The sequence below is a fragment of the Altererythrobacter sp. Root672 genome (assembly GCF_001427865.1).
Lineage (GTDB): Bacteria > Pseudomonadota > Alphaproteobacteria > Sphingomonadales > Sphingomonadaceae > Croceibacterium_A.
The window spans coordinates 454,059-473,689 of record NZ_LMHH01000003.1 but is presented as its reverse complement, the minus strand read 5'-3'; the positions used below and the strand labels follow the sequence as shown (position 1 = coordinate 473,689).

Annotated in this window: 25 protein-coding genes, 1 tRNA gene and 1 pseudogene; 8 read left to right on the top strand and 19 right to left on the bottom strand. The window is 63.5% G+C overall.

Annotated elements, in window-relative coordinates:
• Positions 1-103: 103 nt before the first annotated feature.
• Complete coding sequence (locus ASD76_RS16265) at positions 104-436, bottom strand: UrcA family protein (RefSeq protein ID WP_055925522.1); 333 nt, start codon at positions 434-436, stop codon at positions 104-106.
• Positions 437-797: 361 nt separating this feature from the next.
• Positions 798-1,661 (bottom strand): hypothetical protein, encoded by an 864-nt coding sequence (locus ASD76_RS16260; protein ID WP_055925519.1) that lies wholly within the window; start codon positions 1,659-1,661, stop codon positions 798-800.
• 136 nt (positions 1,662-1,797) lie between these two features.
• Between ASD76_RS16260 and ASD76_RS16255 the strand changes: the two genes are divergently transcribed.
• Complete coding sequence (locus ASD76_RS16255) at positions 1,798-2,334, top strand: GNAT family N-acetyltransferase (RefSeq protein ID WP_055925516.1); 537 nt, start codon at positions 1,798-1,800, stop codon at positions 2,332-2,334.
• Here ASD76_RS16255 and ASD76_RS16250 read toward each other — a convergent pair.
• Together ASD76_RS16250 and ASD76_RS16245 are read right to left on the bottom strand one after the other, a co-directional pair.
• A complete protein-coding gene (locus ASD76_RS16250) occupies positions 2,331-3,296 on the bottom strand; it encodes a magnesium and cobalt transport protein CorA (protein WP_055925513.1) in 966 nt (321 codons plus the stop codon). The two genes, ASD76_RS16255 and ASD76_RS16250, sit on opposite strands and share 4 nt — an antisense overlap.
• A 66-nt stretch (positions 3,297-3,362) precedes the next feature.
• Entirely contained in the window at positions 3,363-4,454 is a 1,092-nt protein-coding gene (locus ASD76_RS16245; protein ID WP_055925510.1) for an endonuclease/exonuclease/phosphatase family protein, read from the bottom strand.
• 108 nt (positions 4,455-4,562) lie between these two features.
• Here ASD76_RS16245 and ASD76_RS16240 point away from each other — a divergent pair, with 108 nt between their 5' ends.
• Together ASD76_RS16240 and ASD76_RS16235 are read left to right on the top strand one after the other, a co-directional pair.
• On the top strand, positions 4,563-5,324 hold the full coding sequence (locus ASD76_RS16240; protein WP_055925508.1) for a competence/damage-inducible protein A: 762 nt from the start codon (positions 4,563-4,565) through the stop codon (positions 5,322-5,324).
• A gap of 103 nt (positions 5,325-5,427) precedes the next feature.
• Positions 5,428-6,765: a sulfotransferase domain-containing protein gene (locus ASD76_RS16235; protein ID WP_162249688.1), complete on the top strand. Its 1,338-nt coding sequence runs from the start codon at positions 5,428-5,430 to the stop codon at positions 6,763-6,765.
• Positions 6,766-6,863: 98 nt separating this feature from the next.
• On the opposite strand, the gene rplA is transcribed toward ASD76_RS16235, so the two are convergent.
• The 8 genes from rplA to ASD76_RS16200 all read right to left on the bottom strand — a co-directional run bounded on the left by rplA (position 6,864) and on the right by ASD76_RS16200 (position 10,154).
• Positions 6,864-7,562: a 50S ribosomal protein L1 gene (rplA, locus tag ASD76_RS16230; RefSeq protein ID WP_055925502.1), complete on the bottom strand. Its 699-nt coding sequence runs from the start codon at positions 7,560-7,562 to the stop codon at positions 6,864-6,866.
• 4 nt (positions 7,563-7,566) lie between these two features.
• Positions 7,567-7,998, bottom strand: a complete 432-nt coding sequence (gene rplK / locus ASD76_RS16225) for a 50S ribosomal protein L11 (RefSeq protein ID WP_055925974.1) — start codon at positions 7,996-7,998, stop codon at positions 7,567-7,569.
• A gap of 148 nt (positions 7,999-8,146) precedes the next feature.
• Positions 8,147-8,422, bottom strand: a complete 276-nt coding sequence (locus ASD76_RS18875) for a type II toxin-antitoxin system RelE/ParE family toxin (RefSeq protein ID WP_055925499.1) — start codon at positions 8,420-8,422, stop codon at positions 8,147-8,149.
• Positions 8,422-8,652 carry a hypothetical protein gene (locus tag ASD76_RS16215; protein WP_055925496.1) on the bottom strand — a complete coding sequence of 77 codons (231 nt, stop codon included), beginning with the start codon at positions 8,650-8,652 and terminating at the stop codon, positions 8,422-8,424. Before ASD76_RS16215 ends, ASD76_RS18875 begins: the two co-directional genes overlap by 1 nt.
• A 91-nt stretch (positions 8,653-8,743) precedes the next feature.
• Positions 8,744-9,280 carry a transcription termination/antitermination protein NusG gene (gene nusG / locus ASD76_RS16210; RefSeq protein ID WP_055925493.1) on the bottom strand — a complete coding sequence of 179 codons (537 nt, stop codon included), beginning with the start codon at positions 9,278-9,280 and terminating at the stop codon, positions 8,744-8,746.
• Between the two features lie 34 nt (positions 9,281-9,314).
• Positions 9,315-9,509, bottom strand: a complete 195-nt coding sequence (gene secE / locus ASD76_RS16205; protein ID WP_055925490.1) for a preprotein translocase subunit SecE — start codon at positions 9,507-9,509, stop codon at positions 9,315-9,317.
• 241 nt (positions 9,510-9,750) lie between these two features.
• Positions 9,751-9,900 (bottom strand): hypothetical protein, encoded by a 150-nt coding sequence (locus tag ASD76_RS18560; RefSeq protein WP_200943125.1) that lies wholly within the window; start codon positions 9,898-9,900, stop codon positions 9,751-9,753.
• Between the two features lie 178 nt (positions 9,901-10,078).
• A tRNA-Trp gene (locus ASD76_RS16200) sits at positions 10,079-10,154 on the bottom strand.
• A 77-nt stretch (positions 10,155-10,231) separates the two neighbouring features.
• Between ASD76_RS16200 and aat the strand changes: the two genes are divergently transcribed.
• A complete protein-coding gene (gene aat, locus ASD76_RS18060; protein ID WP_082553901.1) occupies positions 10,232-11,029 on the top strand; it encodes a leucyl/phenylalanyl-tRNA--protein transferase in 798 nt (265 codons plus the stop codon).
• Positions 11,030-11,064: 35 nt separating this feature from the next.
• On the opposite strand, the pseudogene ASD76_RS18810 reads toward aat, so the two are convergent.
• From ASD76_RS18810 to ASD76_RS16175, 4 genes and pseudogenes are all read right to left on the bottom strand, one after another.
• Positions 11,065-11,247 (bottom strand): annotated as a pseudogene (locus tag ASD76_RS18810) (DUF2155 domain-containing protein); the annotation flags it as partial.
• A 209-nt stretch (positions 11,248-11,456) separates the two neighbouring features.
• Complete coding sequence (locus ASD76_RS16185; RefSeq protein WP_055925481.1) at positions 11,457-11,855, bottom strand: NADH:ubiquinone oxidoreductase subunit NDUFA12; 399 nt, start codon at positions 11,853-11,855, stop codon at positions 11,457-11,459.
• A gap of 48 nt (positions 11,856-11,903) precedes the next feature.
• Positions 11,904-12,392 carry a DUF192 domain-containing protein gene (locus tag ASD76_RS16180; protein WP_235506848.1) on the bottom strand — a complete coding sequence of 163 codons (489 nt, stop codon included), beginning with the start codon at positions 12,390-12,392 and terminating at the stop codon, positions 11,904-11,906.
• 4 nt (positions 12,393-12,396) lie between these two features.
• The gene (locus tag ASD76_RS16175; RefSeq protein WP_321164435.1) at positions 12,397-12,924 is read right to left on the bottom strand and encodes a regulatory protein RecX; all 528 of its coding nucleotides are present in this window, start codon (positions 12,922-12,924) and stop codon (positions 12,397-12,399) included.
• Between the two features lie 176 nt (positions 12,925-13,100).
• On the opposite strand from ASD76_RS16175, the gene ASD76_RS16170 reads away from it, so the two are divergent.
• The 4 genes from ASD76_RS16170 to ASD76_RS16155 all read left to right on the top strand — a co-directional run bounded on the left by ASD76_RS16170 (position 13,101) and on the right by ASD76_RS16155 (position 17,385).
• Positions 13,101-14,828, top strand: coding sequence for a fatty acyl-AMP ligase (locus tag ASD76_RS16170; RefSeq protein ID WP_055925472.1), 1,728 nt, complete (start codon positions 13,101-13,103; stop codon positions 14,826-14,828).
• A gap of 270 nt (positions 14,829-15,098) precedes the next feature.
• Complete coding sequence (locus ASD76_RS16165) at positions 15,099-16,304, top strand: toxic anion resistance protein (RefSeq protein WP_055925469.1); 1,206 nt, start codon at positions 15,099-15,101, stop codon at positions 16,302-16,304.
• The gene (locus ASD76_RS16160) at positions 16,304-17,077 is read left to right on the top strand and encodes a hypothetical protein (protein ID WP_055925466.1); all 774 of its coding nucleotides are present in this window, start codon (positions 16,304-16,306) and stop codon (positions 17,075-17,077) included. The genes ASD76_RS16165 and ASD76_RS16160 overlap by 1 nt, the downstream gene beginning before the upstream one ends.
• Entirely contained in the window at positions 17,077-17,385 is a 309-nt protein-coding gene (locus tag ASD76_RS16155) for a polyhydroxyalkanoic acid system family protein (RefSeq protein ID WP_055925463.1), read from the top strand. The genes ASD76_RS16160 and ASD76_RS16155 overlap by 1 nt, the downstream gene beginning before the upstream one ends.
• 26 nt (positions 17,386-17,411) lie before the next feature.
• On the opposite strand, the gene ASD76_RS16150 is transcribed toward ASD76_RS16155, so the two are convergent.
• The 3 genes from ASD76_RS16150 to ASD76_RS16140 are packed head-to-tail and all read right to left on the bottom strand — an operon-like array spanning position 17,412 to position 19,622.
• A complete protein-coding gene (locus ASD76_RS16150) occupies positions 17,412-17,870 on the bottom strand; it encodes a DUF2721 domain-containing protein (RefSeq protein WP_235506847.1) in 459 nt (152 codons plus the stop codon).
• A 24-nt stretch (positions 17,871-17,894) separates the two neighbouring features.
• Positions 17,895-18,929: a mannose-1-phosphate guanylyltransferase gene (locus ASD76_RS16145; protein WP_055925460.1), complete on the bottom strand. Its 1,035-nt coding sequence runs from the start codon at positions 18,927-18,929 to the stop codon at positions 17,895-17,897.
• A 60-nt stretch (positions 18,930-18,989) separates the two neighbouring features.
• Complete coding sequence (locus tag ASD76_RS16140; protein WP_235506845.1) at positions 18,990-19,622, bottom strand: energy transducer TonB; 633 nt, start codon at positions 19,620-19,622, stop codon at positions 18,990-18,992.
• Positions 19,623-19,631: the final 9 nt, after the last annotated feature.

The window sequence follows — 19,631 nt, the reverse complement described above, 5'->3', positions numbered from 1 at the left end:
CCGACATTCGCTTAGCACAGATTGCGACATCGGCGTAGCGATCCTGGGGCCGGCGCGAGGCTCGGAGGCGGTCTCCGCGGTCCTGCCGGCGGTTTCGATTGAGCTACCTGACCGCGACTTTGGTGTCGCGACGCGTCGTTGCGTCAAGCCTGGCTTGCGTCACGAGCGCCTCTACCGTCGGATTGACGCGGGCAGACCGCTTGCACCGCCGAAACGGCCGTTCGCCTAGCGCGTCGTTCCTGTCGTAATTCCCGCAGAGCCGCAAGACTGCGATCCTGGCGCGCCGTTCGAGCTCCGCGGCACCCTCGGTCGTAGTCAGGTCGAGATCGCCGTAGGCGACGTCGGCCGAAATCGACCTCTCACGCGCATCAACTGGTCCCGCAACCCAGATTGTAGCGATAAGCGTCGCGTAGATCAGCTTCTTCGTTCGGTTCATGACGGATCCTCCTGCAACGGCCAGCGGGACAGAGCTTGCGCCGCGTGTCCTGCTGGTCACTGACGAGGATTCTTAGCGCTCAAAGCTCGGTGGAGCTTTGGGCAGGCGCTGCAATCTTCCTGAAAAGTGTCTGAAATTTGGAGGCAGCGAAAAATCGACACCCATGTCGAAAGATCGACACCCATGTGGCACTCAGCCGTTTAGGGGCAGCGCACTTCGCCCATGATCATGCCGTCGTACGTCCTGCTGGAAGGTGGCGAGATATCCAATCGCCGCGACTTTGAAGCCGGCGCACCTAATTCGTCCGGAGGTCCAATCGGTGGTGGCGAATGTCCGCAATGGGTCGTTTGCAGACCGACCGCTATGGGTTCAAAGCCGTAGCAACACTCGGCTGACTTGGCCCCGCCACCTTCGGCAGTGACGCGCTGGTTGGGGCGCCAAGATAGATCACTCCGGTATAGGGTCCTGCCGGATCGGAGCTCAGCTCCACCTCTCGGGCCCGTCCCAAGACCGGTCCTGCGGTGTGCGCACCGCAGTCGATCTTGCCCGGTGCGCCGTTAGGATCGCCGATACACGCCCAAGTCTCGCCGCCTTCGCCACGGGTGTTGAAGGTGACGGTCGCCTCAGCCGGAAGGTTGCCGGCCATGGCCATGTAGGGCGTTCCCCTCGGAACCTCGGTGCGCTGGGCGTGAACGTTGCCCACCAGGGCAAGCACGGTAGCTCCGCCCTGGGCTGCACTCCGTACCAAGTCCGCCATCGCTTTTTCGTATTCAGCAGGCGTGGGTCGCGCGGTGAACGCAGTGGGCTGAAAGGCGATTACCGAACTGATCCGACCCGCCGCACGCATTTGCCGCAGGGTTTCGAAGAGGCGGAAGTAGGCCTCGCTCGACCGCCCATCCTTCATCGGCATGTTCCACATGACGGCACTGAGGAATTTATGCTCAGCCTCCGCGCCTCCGTCGGACGTGATGAACGCATCAATCGCCGCCTGGTCGCTGGCGGGTTGCTCCACCGCCACGACTACGGGTCGTGACTGGGCTGTCAGGCAGACGACATCCGCGAACAAGGCCGGTACTTCGTTAGAGCCGTGAACTTCGCCGATGACGATCCAACGGACCTGGTCGTCGGCGAGAACTTCGTCCCAACCCTCTACAGGCAGGCAAGCCGGACTCGCTGGCGCAGCGGTGGCCAAAAGGAATGACGAGAATGCCGTAGCTAGGCCCATGTCAGACTCCCCTCTAACATATGTTAGGTACTCCAGAGGACTGCCGTAGCATGAATGTCTGCTCGGGGCGGACAGCGGACTTTGTCACCTTCCCATGTATTTGTATTGAAGCCCCTTCTGCATCGGAGTGCATCATATGGAACCCAGCCTGGAAACGGCCCGCCTGATACTACGGCGCCCGCGCGAGGAAGATCTCGATGGCTGGGCGGCCCTGATGGCGGACGAGGCAGCCGCTAAGTTCATCGGTGGACCGCTGACTCGTTCCGCGGCCTGGCGAGCGATGGCGACCATGGCCGGGTCCTGGTCGCTCAAAGGCTTCGGAATGTTCAGCGTCATCGAGAAGGCGACCGGTCAATGGATCGGACGAGTGGGGCCATGGCAACCAGAGGGATGGCCGGGTCCCGAAGTTGGCTGGGCGCTGCTCTCGAGCGCCTGGGGGAAAGGCTATGCCCGCGAAAGCGCACAGGCAGCGATCGGCTGGACCTTCGATGCGCTCGATTGGACGGAGGTCATCCACACCATCGACCCGAACAACGTGCCATCGCAACGCCTGGCAATGGCGCTCGGCGCGGTGAACGTTGGGCCGACACAGCTGCCGCCCCCTCTCGAAAACCTACCGGTGGAGATGTGGCGACAATCGCGTGAGCAATGGATGAGCCGATTGCCGGCCTAGAGCCACCCAATCCGCTTGAAGCGATAGAACAGCCCCGCACAGGTAAGCGCGGTCACCCCCAGTATGAGGAAGTAGCCGTAGCGCCACTCCAACTCGGGCATGAACCTGAAGTTCATCCCGTAGATGCCGGCGATCGCCGTCGGCACCGCCAGGATCGCGGCCCAGGCGGCCAGCTGGCGCGTAATGGCACCCGTCCGCTTCTGCTCGAGCAGGCTCGCCACCTGCAGGATCCCGCCCAGCGTGTCGTTGAGCCAGCGGGTGCGCCTCGCGGCGCGCTGGGTGTGGTCGAACACGTCGCGGAAATAGGGCCGCGCGCGTGGGTCGATCGAGGGCTGCTCTACCTCCCACAGCTTGGCCGCCACTTCCTCCATCGCTTCGGCGATCCCTTCGAAGTGCCGCAGTGTCCGACGCAGGCGGAAGATCCGGCGGATGCGGGCGCCGTCGGGGAAATTGCCGATCGCCTGCTCCTCGATGTCGCCGATGTCCTCCTCGATCTCGTCGAGTAGCGGCCCGTAGCCGTCCACGATGTAGTCGAGCACGGCGTGGAGGACGAAATCGGGTCCTTCGGCGAGCCGCTCCGGCGTCGCTTCCAGCTGGTCGCGCAGCTTCACGTGGGCTCGCTCGCTACCCTGGCGTACGGTGATGATGAACCGCTCGCCAAGGAAGATCGAGGTCTGGCCGTAAGTGATCTTCTCGCCTTCGCCAATCGCCGCGGTCCGGGCGAGGACGAAGAGTTGCGAGCCGTAGGATTCGGCCTTCGGATCCTGGCGATGGGTCAGTGCATCTTCGACCGCCAGGGGGTGCAGGCCGTAGTCGTCCTGGATGAGCTTGAGTTCCTCACTGCTCGGCTCGACCAGTCCGATCCAGTCGAACTCATCCACTCCCGGTTTGTCCAGGCACGGCAGCAGGTCGTGTTCCACCACCTTGCCATCGCGATACCGGCGTGCGGCAACGATCGTCATGGCGCGGATTGGTGGCAGAGGCCGCCGCGGCTGGCAATCGTCAATGCGCGGACGCGCGCGAGTTCCTTACCGAGCGAGAGCGGTAGTTGGTGACCACGCGCATGTCGGCGCAAGTTCGGTTTCCGAGGCCGGCCAGCTCAGTTCGTAGACCACGCGGAAGCCGTTGTGGTCAGACAGTACCGGCCCGCTCGGACCGCCGTCGAACATGCCCTCTACGCGGATCGGGCGTACCTTCACCACGTTGCCGGACTGGTACAAGTGCAGGTTCTGCACCCGCCGCCACTGATCCTCGTGCTCCCAGTCCTGGCGCACGTCGCACAAGCTGCGGTTCTCACTGCAATAGCGGTGCACGTTGCCGAGCGGCGACCGCCGATCGAAAGTATAGTGTCGGACATCGGAATTACGCATGTTGAAGTCGCCGCCGATCAGGATTGGATCGCTCAGCGGACTGCTCCTGATCACGAAATCCGCCAGCTCGTTCGTTTGCCGGGCATGAGCGGCCGCATGGCGTTCCTCTGAGACGCCGGAGGCCCGCTGTGAATTCATGTGCGTGGTGAAGACGTCGACCACGCCTGGAACGCCTGGGATGGCGACTTCTGCAAAAAGCACGCCCTTGTTCGACAGGCAGTCGAACCCGGCACAGCTCCGGGTGGCGTAGGGCACGTAGTTCGCGGCCACCATCGGATAGTCGGTCGCGATCACCAGCCCCGCGGACATCACGTTAAGGCCGATCTCGCCCCTGAAGATGTTTCGACTGCCAGGGAGAGCGCCCTGGGTGTTGGGTGCCTGGTCAGATCGCCGGCGCGGTCCGACGGCAATGCTGCGATAGCCGGTACTCATCACAGCATCCGCGGCGTCTTTGCTGAACACTTCCTGGAAGACGATGATGTCCGGCCCTTCCCCGGCCGAGCGGAACTCTGCCAGACGCCGCCCGATCTCCCGGAGATAGGGACCTCGATTCGATCGGGCCGGGAATGGCAGCCCTTCAATATTGTAGGTCAGGACATCGATCTCGGTGAAGGCGGTCTGCCCATCCTCCGAAAGGCGGATGTGAGGCCTCGTGGCGTCGACGCAGTCGACTGAGCTTTCGGGTGGGAGGCTGGAACACCCGCTCAACAGGCCGAGTGCAGCTACGAGAGACAGGGCTTGCTTCACCATATGTGCCACAGGATATGCCATGCTCCTGCTTCCAACATCAGGAAAATTCCGGATAGGCCCCAATATCATGCGGTGGCGCGGGGCCCGCAAATCTCGTACCGCAGGACCATGCCTTTGCCCGACCGCATCTGGACCGCCGCGCTAGTCGTCATCGGGGATGAAATTCTCTCGGGCCGAACGCACGACAAGAACATCGCCCAGGTGGCCAGCTGGCTGCAAGTCCAGGGCATCCGCCTGATGGAAGTGCGCGTCGTGCCCGATGTCGAAGCGCGCATCGTCGAGGCCGTGAACGCGCTGCGCACGACGCACGATTACCTCTTCACCACCGGCGGTATTGGCCCGACGCATGATGACATCTCGGTCGATGCCGTGGCCGCGGCGCTCGGCGTCCCGGTCGTGGTCCACCCCGAAGCCCGGCGCATCCTCGAAGAGTACTATGTGACGCGCGGCGGGGTCAGCGAGGCGCGGCTTAGAATGGCTCGCACGCCCGAGGGTGCAGACCTCATCCCCAACCGCATGTCAGGCGCGCCGGGGATCAAGATCGGCAACGTCCACATGCTCGCCGGTGTGCCACACATCGCCGCTCAGATGCTCGATGCGCTTACGGGTACGCTCGAAGGCGGAGCCCCGCTGCTGAGCGAGACGGTCGGGGGGTTCATCAAGGAAAGCGAAGTCGCCGACATCCTTCGCGAGGTGGAGCGGGCTCACGCCAATTGCCAGATCGGCAGCTATCCCTTCTTCCGCGATGGCCAAGTCGGCGCGAATTTCGTGATTCGCTCAACCGATGCGAACGACCTCCGAAGCTGTGTCGACACTTTGTGCGAGGCGCTGGCCGAGGCCGGATTCGACTTTACGCCGGGCGGAATCTGACCCCTATCGCACTGCAGCACTACCCCCTGAGCGCCACTGCTCATCCCTAAGAGTAGTCGGGACTACGCCCGCAACCCGATATTCTCCCCGCAGGAGAATGCTGATGGACTCAATCGGCAGGGCGCCATCCGCTATTGCCCGGCGGATTCACCTGAACCGCAATTTGCGGATTGCATCCGCTGAAGCCACCGCAATCCTGGTTTCATATCCGAAATCCGGGCGGACTTGGGTCCGCTTTATCCTCGCCCATTACTTCGCCGCCAAGGCTCGACATCCCGACCTCGATACCGAGACCATGTTCGGCTTTGCCCCGAATTTCGATCTTGATCCGACGCGGGGTATTCCAGCCTTTATCAGGCGAGCGGATGCGGCAGCGGTTCCCCTGATTCCATCGACGCACTCGCGCTTTACCTCGCGCATCCCTCCTGAACTTCCGGTCCTGTTCGTGGTACGCGACCCCCGCGACGTGATGGCGTCCAGCTACCACCACGTAACGCGGCATAAACAGTCCTTCACCGGCGATATGGATGACTTCCTGAGCGACAACGAGCAGGGGCTTCCAGAGTACTTCCGCTTCATGAACAGTTGGGGCCGAGAGCTGAAGCGGCGGCCGCACTATGTGGTGTCCTACGAAGGTCTCATCTCCGACGCCGTTTCCGAGATGGCGCGTGCACTCCAGTTCCTGAACCAGCGCGTCGACCTACCGGCTTTGGAACAGGCCGTGGAACTCTCGTCCTTCGACAAGCTTCGCGCCCTTGAACTGACCAAGGGGATTCCAGGACACGCATACGACAAGTCGGACCCTGATGCCTTGAGGATGAGGCGGGGCAAAGTCGGTAGCTTCGAGGACGAATTGTCAGCGGCTCAGAAGCGGCTGATCGAAGAGACTTGCGCCTCACAACTTAGCGCTACCGCCTCCTCCCTGCTGTCCGGTTACGACCTGGGACCTGCGCAACCGGCTCCGCAGAAAACGGGCGTCGCCGATCGGTCGCTCTCCGTTGCGCCACCGAAAGACAAACCCGCTACCGCCGCAAACTTGCGCCGCCGCGGAATCGGTCGGCAGCTTGCCGCCGAAACAATGGTCATCATCGGGGTTGCGGCGGCGCTGCTAGCGCCTGCCATCCTCGCCATAGAGTTGGGTGAATGGTGGTTGCAGCGCGAATGGGCCGAACATTCCCTTGGGGACGGTCTGGCGCTGTTTGGAGTGGACCGCACGGGCCATGTAGAAACGCCAACCGAGCGTATCCTGGACGTGTTCCTCGCTCTCCCGCTCACGGTCACCCTATTCGTCGTCGGGATTCTCACGCTTCTAAGCGGGGTGCACCTGGGCGACTGGGGGCTGGACAGCGTGAAACTGAAAAAGCGGCTGTCCCTTTCGGCGAAGAACATCCGGTGGCGGAATCCGCCCGACGACGACGCCGAAACTTACCCGCGCAACTGACGCCAATCGGTGCTGGTCATTTGGCCAGCCCAAAAAAGAAGGCCGGCGGATCTCTCCGCCGGCCCCCTTGGTGATCTCTCGGATCGAACCGCCGATAATCAGGCGCCTTCGACCTCGCTAACGTCGATCTTCAGGCCCGGGCCCATCGAAGAGGTCAGCGCGATCTTCTGGACGTACTTGCCCTTGGCGCCGGTCGGCTTGGCCTTGACCACCGCATCGGTCAGCGCGCGGAAGTTGTCCTTCAGCTGCGCTTCGGTGAAGCTGATCTTGCCGATGCCCGAGTGAATGATGCCGAGCTTTTCAACGCGGAATTCAACCTGGCCACCCTTGGCGTCCTTGACGGCCTGGGCGACGTTCGGGGTCACCGTGCCGAGCTTCGGGTTCGGCATGAGGCCCTTGGGGCCCAGCACCTTACCGAGACGGCCGACAACGGCCATCATGTCGGGGGTCGCGATGACGCGGTCGTAGTTGAGGTTGCCAGCCTGCATGTCTTCCATGAGGTCTTCGGCACCGACCTTGTCGGCCCCAGCCTTGAGCGCTTCGTCAGCCTTGTCGCCACGGGCGAACACGGCGACCTTCATGTCCTTGCCGGTGCCCGAGGGCAGCGAGACCATGCCGCGGACCATCTGGTCGGCGTGGCGCGGATCGACACCGAGGTTCATCGCCACTTCGACGGTCTCGTCGAACTTCTTGCTGGCGAATTCCTTGAGCACGGCGAGCGCTTCGTCAAAGCCATAGAGCTTTTCGGCGTCAACCTTCTCGGCGATCAGCTTCTGCTTCTTGGTCAGCTTGGCCATCGGTTCAGCCCTCCACCACTTCGAGGCCCATCGCGCGAGCGGAGCCTTCGATGATCTTCGTTGCTGCTTCGATGTCGTTGGCGTTCAGATCGGCCATCTTCACCTGAGCGATTTCAGCGAGCTTGGAGCGCGCGATCTTGCCCGCGGAAACCTTGCCGGGCTCCTTCGAGCCCGACTTCAGGTTCGCCGCCTTCTTGATGAGGAAGCTGGCCGGCGGAGTCTTGGTGATGAACGTGAAGCTGCGATCCGCATAGACGGTGATGACCGTCGGGATCGGCATGCCCTTTTCGAGCTCCTGCGTGGAGGCGTTGAACGCCTTGCAGAATTCCATGATGTTCACGCCACGCTGACCGAGCGCAGGGCCGATCGGGGGTGACGGGTTGGCGGCGCCCGCAGGCACCTGCAGCTTGATATAGCCTTCGATCTTCTTGGCCATCACTGGCCTCCTTTCTCACTGTCGCCGCGGGCCTTTCGGCAAGAGGCTCATGGTAAGCGGTTCAAGCGGTGACCGAGGCCACCTCCCGCGCGGGTTCCCGAGCTGTAGCTTTGGGAAGGGGCGCCGTTAGGCGAAACCGCCGTTCAATTCAAGCTTCGCGATCTTGGAACCGAAAGATGCCAATGATCTCGATCTCGTTTCGCTCAGCGCGATAGGCAATCATGTATCGGTATCGGCGGGTCAGGATGCGGCGCAACCCACGCTGGCCAATCCGCTTTCCTACGCGCGGGAAGTGCGCGAGGATGCCGATGGCGGCGCGAATATCGGCCAAGACATGGTGGATCGCGTGGGGCGCTTGTTCAAGATAGAATGCTTCAATCGCATTCAGATCGGCGAGTGCACTCCGCCGATAGCGGATTTGCATCAGGCGACGCCGTGACGCCTGAAAACGGATTCCACTTCGATCGGGTCGGCATACTCGGGATCGGCCTCAGCCATCCGGCGGTCGAGTTCCACCATTTGTTCGGCAGTAAAGCCGCCGTGCTTGCCGGTGGCCTGCCCATCCATGATAGTGCGCAAGACGGCCTCCACTTCCCGCCGTCGTCCGGCAGGAAGCGCTTGAGCAAAGGCGATAAACTGATCCAGCACCGTCATGCTGCGCAGCTTAACACACGCTCCCGCAGCAAACCGAATCCAAAAAGAGCCATTGTGGACCCCGAACCATGTCCAGGATCTGGCTAGGCGCTTACTTGACCAGTTCGACCTGTTCGAAGTCCAGCTCGACCGGGGTCGCGCGGCCGAAGATCGAGACGCTGACCTTGACCTTGTTCTTGTCGAAGTCGAGCTCTTCCACCACGCCGTTGAAGCTGGCGAAGGGACCGTCGAGCACCTTGACCTGATCGCCGATCTCGTAGTCGACGTTGACGTGCTGCTTCGGGGTGGCTTTGGCTTCTGCCACGCCGCCGAAATAGCGGGCGGCCTCGCGCTCCGAAATCGGCTGCGGCTTGCCGCCTGCGCCGAGGAAGCCGGTGACCTTCGGGGTGTTCTTGACCAAGTGGTAGACGTCGTCGGTCAAGGTCAGCTTGGCGAGCACGTAGCCCGGCATGAACTTGCGATCGACCTGCACCTTCTTGCCGCGCTTCACTTCGGTGACGGTCTCGGTCGGCACTTCGACCGCTTCCACGGCTTCAGCGAGACCGAGGCGTTCAGCCTCCGAGATGATCGAATCGCGGACCTTGTTCTCGAAGCCGGAATAGGCGTGGATGATGTACCAGCGGGCCATGGATCTCTTTTCCGTAAAGTCTGTCTGGCGCAGATCAGACCAGTGCGAGCAGTTCGCGTACAGCGAACCCGAACAACTGGTCGACGCCGAGGAAGAATACCGACAGCAGCAGCATCATGATCGCGACAAAGATCGCGGTGCGCACGGTTTCCTGGCGCGTAGGCCACACAACCTTGCCCGCTTCCGAACGGACCTGGCGGAAGAATTCGCCGGGACTGGTCTTGGCCATCGTTAATCGACCTCGCAAAAATGACACTCTGCTTCCGCCATAGGTCCATCGCCACCCCGGTCTCGCTGATTCGAGGGATCCGGGAGGGGCATGCTGGCTCCGATGTCGGAAGTCGGCAGGCGATGTAGCGAGGCGCCCGCGTAAACGCAAGACCGGCGCGGGAGGCGCGGGCCGGTTAGGAAAGTCCGAAGGTGCTGGCGACCCTGTTCAGCACCTTCCGGACTTGGGCAATGAAGTCACGTCAGCCCCGCCCGAACAGGCGAGCAAAGAAGCCCGGCTCTTCCATCGGCTGAATCGGTCCGTGCTTCATGTAGCGTAGGCTGGCGTCGTGATAGGGACGCGGCATGACCCAACCGTCGGGCTTGCTGCTGCGATAACTCAGGCTTGCCATATGAGATGCTCCTCATGAGCTCCCGTCCGGCGCTAATAATGACCGGCCCGTCTCAGCGGTTCCAGCGCTCCATCGGCGACAGCGTAGATTTCGGCCTACTGTGGATGTTGGGCCACAGACCTGCGTCTAGGGCCGAAACGCTTCAGCCGCGTGCGGACTTACGCCGCGGCTGAAGAATTGGCAGGAGTGGAGGGACTCGAACCCACGGCCCTCGGTTTTGGAGACCGATGCTCTACCAACTGAGCTACACTCCTGCGGGCGGGTTGCGCCTCTATAGCCGCCGAACTGGCTTGGCAAGCGACGAGGTCAGCCCCATCTTGCGGAAATTGCCATGCACGCTCCCGCAACCAAGATAATTCCCGAAGACCTGCTGCTGATGGCCTATCGCAGCGGCATCTTCCCGATGGCTGACAGCCGGGACGACGAGGATATCTACTGGGTGGAGCCGCGCGACAGGGCGATCATCCCGCTTGAGGAATTTCGTTGCTCGCGGTCGCTCGCCAAAGTCATCCGGCAGGATCGCTTCCGCGTTACCTGCAATCACGACTTCGAAGGCGTGATCGAAGCCTGTGCCGCCCCGCGCGAAGGACACCCCGAGAGCTGGATCAGCGAGCGCATCGCCGCCAGCTATCGCGCGCTCCACATCGCGGGCCACGCGCACTCGATCGAATGCTGGGACGGAGATCGCCTGGTCGGCGGCCTCTACGGAGTCGGCTTCGACCACGCCTTTTGCGGTGAGAGCATGTTCAGCCGGGCGACCGACGCCTCGAAAGTAGCCCTGGCATGGCTGGTCGCATTGCTCCGTCGCGGAGGGTACGAATTGCTCGACTGCCAATTCATGACGGACCACCTGGCCTCGCTCGGCGCAGTGCCCGTCACGCGGGAGTGCTATCTCGAAAGGCTGACGAAGGCCGTGATGGCAGGGCCGGCGCCCTCGCTGCCCGAAGTCTACGCGTCGTTCGCCGCGGGAGTCTCGACGGGCGCCGGTGAGGGTGCGGTGACAGTAGGTTCGGGCGCCGGTTCGGCACCAGCCGTGGGTGTCGCCCGCGGCGTCGGCCCGCTGCTGTCAGACACCGGGCTTTCTTCGCCCGGGAAGCTCATTTTGCAGTCCTTGACCCAGACATCGTAGATCGGGTGTTCGACGACATTGAGGCTGGGCGAGTTCTTGAACAGCCAGCCGGAGAAGATTCGGCGCCAGGCGGGCTCTGAGTCGGCATCGGCCCGTTCGAGGACGATCACCTGCACGAAAGCCCCGGTTTCGGGCGGCTCTTCCCACGGCGCCGTGCGCTCGCAGGCCGAGAGGCGGACGACCACGTCGCCCACCCGGCGAGCTTCGCCCGGCTTCATCTCGAGATCCTGAGAGATGTTGTTGCGCTTGTTCAGCAGCCCGATGACGGCAACCCGCTGTTCCATCGGCGTACCGATACCGGCGGCCGCGCGGGCCGCATCGGCCTGGGCCAGTTCCTTGGGAACTTCGGTTGCCTCGGCCTCAGGCTCAGGCGCCTTGCCGGTGCATCCGGCAAGCAGGAGCAGACCAGCCGTAGCGGCCACCAGCCTCACGCGTCGGGCGTCCACGATTCGTAATCGCCCGTAGCAGCCGCACGCCGACCGCCGCGCTCAAGCGCGCCCTGCGGGCGATACGCCGCGACAGTGCCAGTGGCGTTCGGAGTGTAGTCCACTTCCCAGATCTTCGGCGGAGGCAGCTCGTTTTCGGGCAGTGCATCGAGTGAGCCGTGCAGCCAGCCGTGCCATTCGGCCGGAACCCGGCTGGCATCGTTGGCGCCGTTATAGATGACCCAGCGCCGTTCGCGCCCATCGACGGTCTTCTTGTTCGACCGGAAATAGGTGTTGCCCTGCGCGTCGGTACCGACCTTTTCGCCGTTCATCGCGCTGAACAACGAGGTGCCGATGGTGGCGCCGTCCCACCAGGTGAAGATCTTGGAGAAGAATCCCATGGGCCGCGCGTTAGGGCTTGTGCCTTTTTCGTGCAAGCTCGTCCGGTCTCACCATTCGACCTTGCTGCCAGGCACGAGGCCCAATTGGGCCGCACGCCCGCCATTCAGTTCGAGCACGGCAATGCCGGGCCCGTCGGAAGGGATGGGCGTTTCGGAATAAGGGGTCGCGTTGGCGGCGATGTTGATGATCCGCCGGTCTTCCCCGATGAAGATCAGGTCGAGCGAGAGGACGGTGTTCTTCATCCAGAAGCTCAGGAGCTGCGGACGGGCATAGGGAAACAACATGCCCTCGTCCGCGCCCATCTCGGTCCGGAACATCAGTCCCTTAGCCTGTTCCTGCGGTGTCCGGGCCACTTCGGCGCGGAAGGCATGGGCCTTGCCGGTTGGCGTGGTGATCTTCAGCGGAATGACTTCCAGGCCGGAAGTCGGGTGAACCGCCGTTGTCGCAGTCGCAGCCGCGCTCGAAGTTGCGCCTCCGGCCGCCTGCGGGGAACAAGCCGGGACCAGGATCAGGATGGCAAGGAGCAGAGCGCGCATCGTATCAGCTTTCATCGTCCAGTTCGGCCGCCCATTCCTCGGCCGCCGTGCGGTCGGGGGCATCGACCATTTTGCGCGCGCTGTCGAGCGGGTGTCCTGCTCTCAACATGGCCGCCAATTGCTTTTCACGCTTTTCCCGGTCGGGGATATCTTGGCCGAACGGGCCGAACCCTCGCCGCCGGGCCAGTGCCAGCGCCGCGTGCCTCTCGTCGGCAGGGCGGGCGCGAGTCTCTTCGCGGATTTCTTCAGCGATTCCCGCCTCGCCTAGCGCCTGGCTCACGCGGCGCGGACCATAGCCCCGACGAAGCAAGCTGCCCCCTTTGGAGCGGGCATAGGCGACGTCATCGACATAGCCAAGCCCTTGATATCGTTCGACAAGCGCTCCGAGGTCGGGCGGATTTTCTCCCTCCCATCCGCGCTCGCGCAGTTTGCGGCGAAGGTAGCGTTCGAGCTTGGCCGCACTGGTCGCAAACCTCGCGACATAGGCCAGCGCCAACTCCTCAAGCCGGGGCTTGTCGAGCGGCTTTGGCACTTTTCGCTCTCGATGTGGCGCTCTTCGTTCGCTATCCATCCGGGTTCCTTCGCCTTATTCGTGCCACAGTCGTTGACAAATGAGAAAGTTTGTCGCGTGGCGGCTAGGATCCCGCTGCCATGAGGCAATGGGGAAGCGCCAACAGAGCGTAGAGCAGACGGGCAATTATCTAGGCAATGACCGAACTCACTCCCACACCCAACGACTGCGCGTTGCCGCGCATCCGTGCGGATTTCGCGACTTTCAACGAAGCCATCGACTACGCCGCGAAGAGCGAGAAGGGCTTCAATTTCTACGACGCACGGGGCACGCTCGAACGGGTCTATCCCTATAGCGAGCTACGCGTCGACGCCCTCGCATGGGCCAAGCGCCTGATCGCTGCCGGAATCGGCAAGGGCGATCGCGTGGCGCTGATCGCGGAAACTGGTCCGGAATTCGCCGCCCTTTTCTGCGGTGCCGTCTATGCCGGTGCCTGGCCCGTTCCGCTGCCGTTGCCGACCACGTTCGGCGGCAAGGACAACTACATCGAACAACTCGGCGTACAGCTCGAAAGTGCTGAGCCGAAGCTGCTGCTCTACCCGGCCGAGATCGCCGAGATGGCCTCCGTCGCGGCCTCGCGCCAGGGTTGCGAAGGGATCGATTGGGAATCGTTCGGTGAACGTCCGGTACCTGACATCGAGCTGCCCGAAGCCCAGTCCGACGATATCTGCTACTTGCAGTACTCGTCCGGCTCGACGCGCTTTCCGACCGGCGTCGCCGTCACGCACAGCGCCTTGCTGCACAACCTGTACGGCCACGCGATGACGATGAATCTCGGCACTGGCGACCGCGGGGTCAGCTGGTTGCCGTGGTACCACGACATGGGCCTGGTCGGTTGCCTGCTGTCGATGATCGCCAACCAGATTTCGGTCGACTATCTCAAGACCGAACATTTTGCGCGGCGCCCGCTGGCCTGGCTCGACCTGATCAGCCGCAACAAGGGCAACTCGATGTCCTATTCGCCGACCTTCGGCTACGACATCTGTGCGCGCCGCATCTCGAGCCAATCCAACGTCGCCGAGCGCTTCGACCTGTCGCGCTGGCGCCTCGCCGGCAACGGCGCGGACATGATCCGCCCTGACGTGATGCAGAGCTTCGTCAACGCCTTCTCCGATGCCGGGTTCAAGGCCAGCGCCTTCACCCCGAGCTATGGCCTGGCCGAAGCCACGCTCGCGGTCACCGTGATGCCGCCGGGCGAAGGCATTCGCGTCGAACTGGTCGAGGAAGAACGCCTGTCAGGCACTCCGCGCGATCTCTCGCGCCCGGCGCGCTACCGTGCGATCGTCAACTGCGGCAAGGCCCTGCCCGACATGGACGTCGAGATCCGCGGCGAGAAGGGCGAGATCAAGAAGGACCACCAGATCGGCAAGGTCTGGTGCCGCGGTCCCAGCGTCATGCATTCCTACTTCCGTAACCCGGAAGCGACCGACGATTGCCTGATCGACGGTTGGCTCGACACCGGCGACATGGGCTACATGGCCGAAGGCTATCTGTTCATCGTCGGCCGGGCGAAGGACATGATCATCATCAACGGCAAGAACCATTGGCCGCAGGACATCGAATGGGCCGTGGAGCAATTGCCGGGCTTCAACCACGGTGACATCGCCGCGTTCTCCGTCGAAACCGAGAATGGCGAGGAAGCGCCCGCGGTTCTGGTTCACTGCCGGGTTTCGGATCCCGACGAGCGCATCAAGCTGCGCGACACCATCCGCGACAAGGTCCGTTCGATCACCGGGATGAACTGCGTCGTGGAACTCGTGCCCCCGCGCACGCTGCCGCGTACCAGTTCAGGCAAGCTCAGCCGGGCCAAGGCCAAGCGGCTGTACCTGTCGGGCGAGATCGAGCCCTTCGACCTGGCGGCCTAATCCTCCCCGAGCTTGCTCGGGGAGGGGGACCGTCCCGCGAAGCGGGATGGTGGAGGGGCGTTGTGTTGTTCCGCCTACCCCTCCGTCACGCACCTACGGTGCGCGCCACTCCCCGAGACAAGCTCGGGGAGGATCTAAACACAGCGCCATTTTCCCCTTCCGCAATCGCACCGCATGCGGCACCCTCTCGGCGCCGGAAAAACGCGCACCCTTGAAGAGCGTGTTTTGCCTACCTAATACAGTAAGCGAATACCGGAAGGGGACAGGTGAATGGCGACGACCAACGAAACCACGACCAAGACGGCAACGGATCTCGAGCTGACTCCGCCCGATCCGGTGCCCATGGTTGCGCCCGATCGCGCCGCAGGGCTCGTGCCTGTCGATGCCGAGAAGAAGTCCAAGCTAGAGGAAAAGGTCGAAGGCTTCGTCGCCGAGCTGATCGCGCTCGATGCGCAGTCGCCCGAATTCGGCAAGAAGGTGGATCAGATCACCGGCATGGGCCGCAAGGAGATCACCACCGCGGCCGGCATGTCCAACCGCTTCCTCGATCGCCCGGTGCGCGCGATGGACCAGGAAGGCGGCGTCGGCAAAGACCTCGCCGAACTGCGCCGTACGGTCGAAGACCTCGATCCGGGCCGCAAGGGCAAGATGACCAGCCGCAAGCTGTTCGGGATCATCCCCTTCGGCAATTCACTGAAGCGCTATTTCGACAGCTACACCTCGGCCCAGGGGCACATCCAGGCGATCCTCGCGCGGCTTGCCAGCGGCAAGGACGAGCTGCTGATGGACAACGCGGCGATCGACGTCGAACGGCAGAAGCTGTGGGAAGCGATGGGCAAGCTCGAGCAGATGGCCCACATCGCCAAGACGCTCGACCAGCGGCTCGAAGACGAAGCCGACAACCTCGATTCCGTTGACCCGGCCAAGGCCAAGGCGATCCGCGAAACAGCGCTATTCTATGTCCGCCAGCGGACCCAGGACCTGCTGACGCAGATGGCGGTCAGCGTGCAGGGCTATCTCGCGCTCGACCTGGTCAAGAAGAACAACGTCGAGCTGGTAAAGGGCGTCGACCGCGCCAGCACCACTACGGTCGGCGCGCTGCGCACTGCGGTGACGGTGGCTCAGGCAATGACCAATCAGCGCCTGGTGCTCCAGCAGATCACGTCGCTCAACGAGACCACCGCCGGGATCATCGATTCCACCGGCAAGCTCCTGCGCGAAAACACCGCCAAGATCCACGAGCAGGCGGCGGCGAGCACGATCCCGCTGGAGACGCTGCAGCGCGCGTTCCAGAACATCTACGACACCATGGATGAAGTTGATAACTTTAAGGTCAAGGCACTCGCCTCGATGAAGCAAACCGTCGACACGCTTTCGACCGAGGTCGAAAAGTCGAAAGGCTACATCGCCCGCGCCGAAGGCCAAGCCCAGGCGTCCAAGGTCGCCAACGAACCTTCGCTGCTAACCTCTGAGTGATGTCGAGCGACTTGACCCCAGACAGCGACCGCCTGCTCCACGACGGGCGCGCTCTCCTGGCCGACAACCGGGCTGGAGGGCGTCATCGGCGTACGACCAGCCCGATCGGGCGAGGGTCGGCCGAACTGCGCCAACGCAACCTGATGACGCGGATCAAGCTGATCGGTGGATCGCTGCTGGCGATCGTCTTTGCCGCGATGGCGGTAGGGATCGCGATCGACGGGATCGGGTTCACCGGGATCATGGTCGCCTTCCTCGCAGTGGTCGCGGCGACGTTTCTGTTCTCGAACTTCCCCAAGGTCAGGGTACCGAGCCGCAGCGATCTCAACACCGGCGACGTGCGGCACATGGTCGCGCGCACCGAGTTGTGGCTAGAGCACCAACGCCCCGCGCTGCCGCCGCCGGCAGTCACCCTGGTCGACCAGATCGGCGTCCAGCTCGACGCGCTCGGCCTGCAGCTCGAGAATGTCGATCCGGTCCATCCGGCAGCGGTCGAAACCCGCAAGCTGGTGGGCGAGACCCTGCCCGGCATGGTCGACGCCTACCGCAAGATCCCGGCGAACTTGCGCCGCGAAGAGCGGGCCGGCTCGACGCCCGACAAGCAACTGGTCGAAAGCCTCGGCAAGATCAGCAACGAGATCGACCGCGTTACCCGGCAATTGGCCGACGGCGCGCTCGATGATCTCGCCATTCGTACCCGCTATCTCGACTACCGCTATGGTGCGGACGGCGAGCCCGCGGCCCTTCCCGAACCGAACAAGCAGGATACCTAATGGAAGTCGCCATTCCCCATTCGCTCGGCCGGGAAGAAGTCCGCCGCCGCTTGCAAGCCAATAGCCACAGCATTGGCGACAGCATTCCTGGCGGCATGGCCGAGGTCGTGACCGAATGGCCCAGCGAAGACCGCATGACGATGGCGATTTCGGCCATGGGTCAGCAACTGCGCGCCCACATCGATATCGAAGATCAGCAGGTCATGTTCTATGTCGACCTGCCGCCCGCGCTCGGCTTCATCCAGCCGATCGTCGAAGGTGCAATCCGGCAGCAGAGCCACAAGCTGCTGGCTCCGCCGTCAGCCTGATCCCTGCCCGTAAAGGGCTCAAATCCTCACAACTTGCGATCCGGTTCCAGGTACGTTTCCGGAATCCTCAGCACGGCCGTTGCGTGCTGGGTTTCGCGCATGAACAGCGTCAGGGCGGACATCAGCAGCCCGATCGCCACCATGAACGCCGCCGCCGCCACTTGCTGCAGATTGATGCTGAACAGCTCCTCGACGAACAGCAAGGCGACGCATAGCCCGATCGTCAGGCCGCTGAGCACCAGCAGCAGAATCGCCCGGCTGATCATCGCGATCCGCCGGTCGACCGTGCGAATCTCGCGGACGACCCGGTCGTGTTCCACGCCGCTCGTCGTTGCGTGCATCTGCTGCAGCACGCGCGAGCGGTCGACCACGCGACCGAGGCGGGTCGAGAGGATGTTCATGATGTTGCCAATGGCCACGAGCACAAAAACCGGCGCCAGCGCCAACTGAATGGTCTGGGCAATCAAGCCCGATCCGCCGCCCATAAATTCCCCCTTCTGTCCGGTGCCCTATTGGTTGGCCGCACCGGCAAGCTTGCCGACTTTCTGCGCGCCCGCCATCGTGGTGACCAGCACCTCGTTGCCATCGACAACGATCGCCACGTCGTCGAGCCCTATCACCGAGATGCGCGGTCCGTCGGTTTCGGCAAGAACGTTGCTGCAATCGACCAGTTCGACATTGCCGCGCGTGCGGTTGCCGGCTTCGTCCCCCGCGCGCGCGTCGCGCAAAGCCTGCCAGTTACCGATGTCGGACCAGCCCATAGAAACCGGTACGACAGCTGCGCGCGTGGTGTTCTCCATCACCGCATAGTCGACCGATTCCGGCTCAATCGCGGCAAAGGCCCCTGCTTCCGGGTGGAACGAGAGCCCGTCCTCACGTCCGCTCGCGACCGCTTCTTCGACGGCAGCGGAGAGCCGGGGGCGATGGCGAGCCAGCTCTTCCAGAAACGTCCCGGCGCGGAAGACGAAGATGCCGCCGTTCCAGCTGTAGCTGCTATCGGACAGGAAGCTCATCGCGGTCTTCAGGTCCGGCTTCTCGACAAAGCGTTCGACCTCGAAGCCGCCCTCGAGCGGTGCTCCACGCCGGATGTACCCATAGCCGGTTTCCGGCGCCGTAGCGGTAATGCCGAACGCCACGAGCCAGCCCTCACCCGCGAGCTTCGCCGCAGCGCATGCGGCCTCCCGGAAGGCCTCGGTATCGGCGATGTGGTGGTCGCTCGGGCACACCAGCATGATGGCCTCTTCCGGCAACCGGTGAGCCGCCAGTGCGATCGCCGCAGCGGTGTTGCGCGCCATCGGTTCGACGATCACCTGCGTGCCGGGAAACGATGCCGCCTGCGCCTCAACATGGGTGCGATGCCCGACGCCCGTTACGACGACAGGCGGCGCGAACCGCTCTGGATCGGCGCACCGGCGCAGGGTCGCTTCGAACAGCGTGTCTTCATCAACGAGGGGCAAGAAGGGCTTGGGCGCGTCCTTACGGCTGCGCGGCCAGAGCCGAGTACCGCTGCCGCCGCACAGAACCACCGGATATATCACTGCCATCGCTCGCGAATCCTGCCGGCTGATTTGCAAGCATCCTAGAGCCACCGGGCGGCGAAGTCATCAGAACCACCGTTGCCGCCAGCGGTACGTTCCGACGGTCGGCTGACCGTTGGCGTCGAGGCGTGGCTGGAAGACAAATCGCTCGGTCGCCAGGCGGCACGTGATCGCGTCGGCCTGGGGGTCGGGACTTGGATCGGTGACGCGGCAGGCCGTGACCCTGCCGCCAGGACCGACAGTTAGTTCGATCACGACATCGTGTCCGCGGCGCACCTGACGCCCGCCGGGCGGCACCGGGTAGTCGCGGGCATCGTCGATCGTGCCGGAGATCAATTGCAGCGGACGCGCGCCACTTCCCTGCCCGCTCCCGGAGACGCCCGATCCGGACCCGGCGCCTACACCACTTGCGCCCGAACCCTGGCCCTCCTCACCACCACCCGAGGCGACCGGCACCGGGCTCGGCCGTTGCAGAGGGACAGGCGGAACTTCTGCCGCGCGTGGTGTCGCCTGTGGGACTTCCTCCGCCGCCGCCCCCGCGTCGGCCCTCTCCGCAGGTTCCGGAGAGGGCGTCGGCTCAGCGGGCGCCACGATCTGAACCGTGATCAGCGAGCCAGCCTTCTCGATAGCGGCCGAAGCGAACTGCGGCGCGAACACGCGCACCAGGCCCGCCAATGCCAAGAGGTGAAGCACCGCCACCAAGACCAA

Excerpts from the sequence above, each read along its gene's own strand:
- ASD76_RS16265 (WP_055925522.1), bottom strand. The coding sequence starts at position 436 with ATGAACCGAACGAAGAAGCTGATCTACGCGACGCTTATCGCTACAATC.
- ASD76_RS16260 (WP_055925519.1), bottom strand. The coding sequence starts at position 1,661 with ATGGGCCTAGCTACGGCATTCTCGTCATTCCTTTTGGCCACCGCTGCG.
- ASD76_RS16255 (WP_055925516.1), top strand. The coding sequence starts at position 1,798 with ATGGAACCCAGCCTGGAAACGGCCCGCCTGATACTACGGCGCCCGCGC.
- ASD76_RS16250 (WP_055925513.1), bottom strand. The coding sequence starts at position 3,296 with ATGACGATCGTTGCCGCACGCCGGTATCGCGATGGCAAGGTGGTGGAA.
- ASD76_RS16245 (WP_055925510.1), bottom strand. The coding sequence starts at position 4,454 with ATGGTGAAGCAAGCCCTGTCTCTCGTAGCTGCACTCGGCCTGTTGAGC.
- ASD76_RS16240 (WP_055925508.1), top strand. The coding sequence starts at position 4,563 with ATGCCTTTGCCCGACCGCATCTGGACCGCCGCGCTAGTCGTCATCGGG.
- ASD76_RS16235 (WP_162249688.1), top strand. The coding sequence starts at position 5,428 with ATGGACTCAATCGGCAGGGCGCCATCCGCTATTGCCCGGCGGATTCAC.
- rplA (WP_055925502.1), bottom strand. The coding sequence starts at position 7,562 with ATGGCCAAGCTGACCAAGAAGCAGAAGCTGATCGCCGAGAAGGTTGAC.
- rplK (WP_055925974.1), bottom strand. The coding sequence starts at position 7,998 with ATGGCCAAGAAGATCGAAGGCTATATCAAGCTGCAGGTGCCTGCGGGC.
- ASD76_RS18875 (WP_055925499.1), bottom strand. The coding sequence starts at position 8,422 with ATGCAAATCCGCTATCGGCGGAGTGCACTCGCCGATCTGAATGCGATT.
- ASD76_RS16215 (WP_055925496.1), bottom strand. The coding sequence starts at position 8,652 with ATGACGGTGCTGGATCAGTTTATCGCCTTTGCTCAAGCGCTTCCTGCC.
- nusG (WP_055925493.1), bottom strand. The coding sequence starts at position 9,280 with ATGGCCCGCTGGTACATCATCCACGCCTATTCCGGCTTCGAGAACAAG.
- secE (WP_055925490.1), bottom strand. The coding sequence starts at position 9,509 with ATGGCCAAGACCAGTCCCGGCGAATTCTTCCGCCAGGTCCGTTCGGAA.
- ASD76_RS18560 (WP_200943125.1), bottom strand. The coding sequence starts at position 9,900 with ATGGCAAGCCTGAGTTATCGCAGCAGCAAGCCCGACGGTTGGGTCATG.
- aat (WP_082553901.1), top strand. The coding sequence starts at position 10,232 with ATGCACGCTCCCGCAACCAAGATAATTCCCGAAGACCTGCTGCTGATG.
- ASD76_RS16185 (WP_055925481.1), bottom strand. The coding sequence starts at position 11,855 with ATGGGATTCTTCTCCAAGATCTTCACCTGGTGGGACGGCGCCACCATC.
- ASD76_RS16180 (WP_235506848.1), bottom strand. The coding sequence starts at position 12,392 with ATGCGCGCTCTGCTCCTTGCCATCCTGATCCTGGTCCCGGCTTGTTCC.
- ASD76_RS16170 (WP_055925472.1), top strand. The coding sequence starts at position 13,101 with ATGACCGAACTCACTCCCACACCCAACGACTGCGCGTTGCCGCGCATC.
- ASD76_RS16165 (WP_055925469.1), top strand. The coding sequence starts at position 15,099 with ATGGCGACGACCAACGAAACCACGACCAAGACGGCAACGGATCTCGAG.
- ASD76_RS16160 (WP_055925466.1), top strand. The coding sequence starts at position 16,304 with ATGTCGAGCGACTTGACCCCAGACAGCGACCGCCTGCTCCACGACGGG.
- ASD76_RS16155 (WP_055925463.1), top strand. The coding sequence starts at position 17,077 with ATGGAAGTCGCCATTCCCCATTCGCTCGGCCGGGAAGAAGTCCGCCGC.
- ASD76_RS16150 (WP_235506847.1), bottom strand. The coding sequence starts at position 17,870 with ATGGGCGGCGGATCGGGCTTGATTGCCCAGACCATTCAGTTGGCGCTG.
- ASD76_RS16145 (WP_055925460.1), bottom strand. The coding sequence starts at position 18,929 with ATGGCAGTGATATATCCGGTGGTTCTGTGCGGCGGCAGCGGTACTCGG.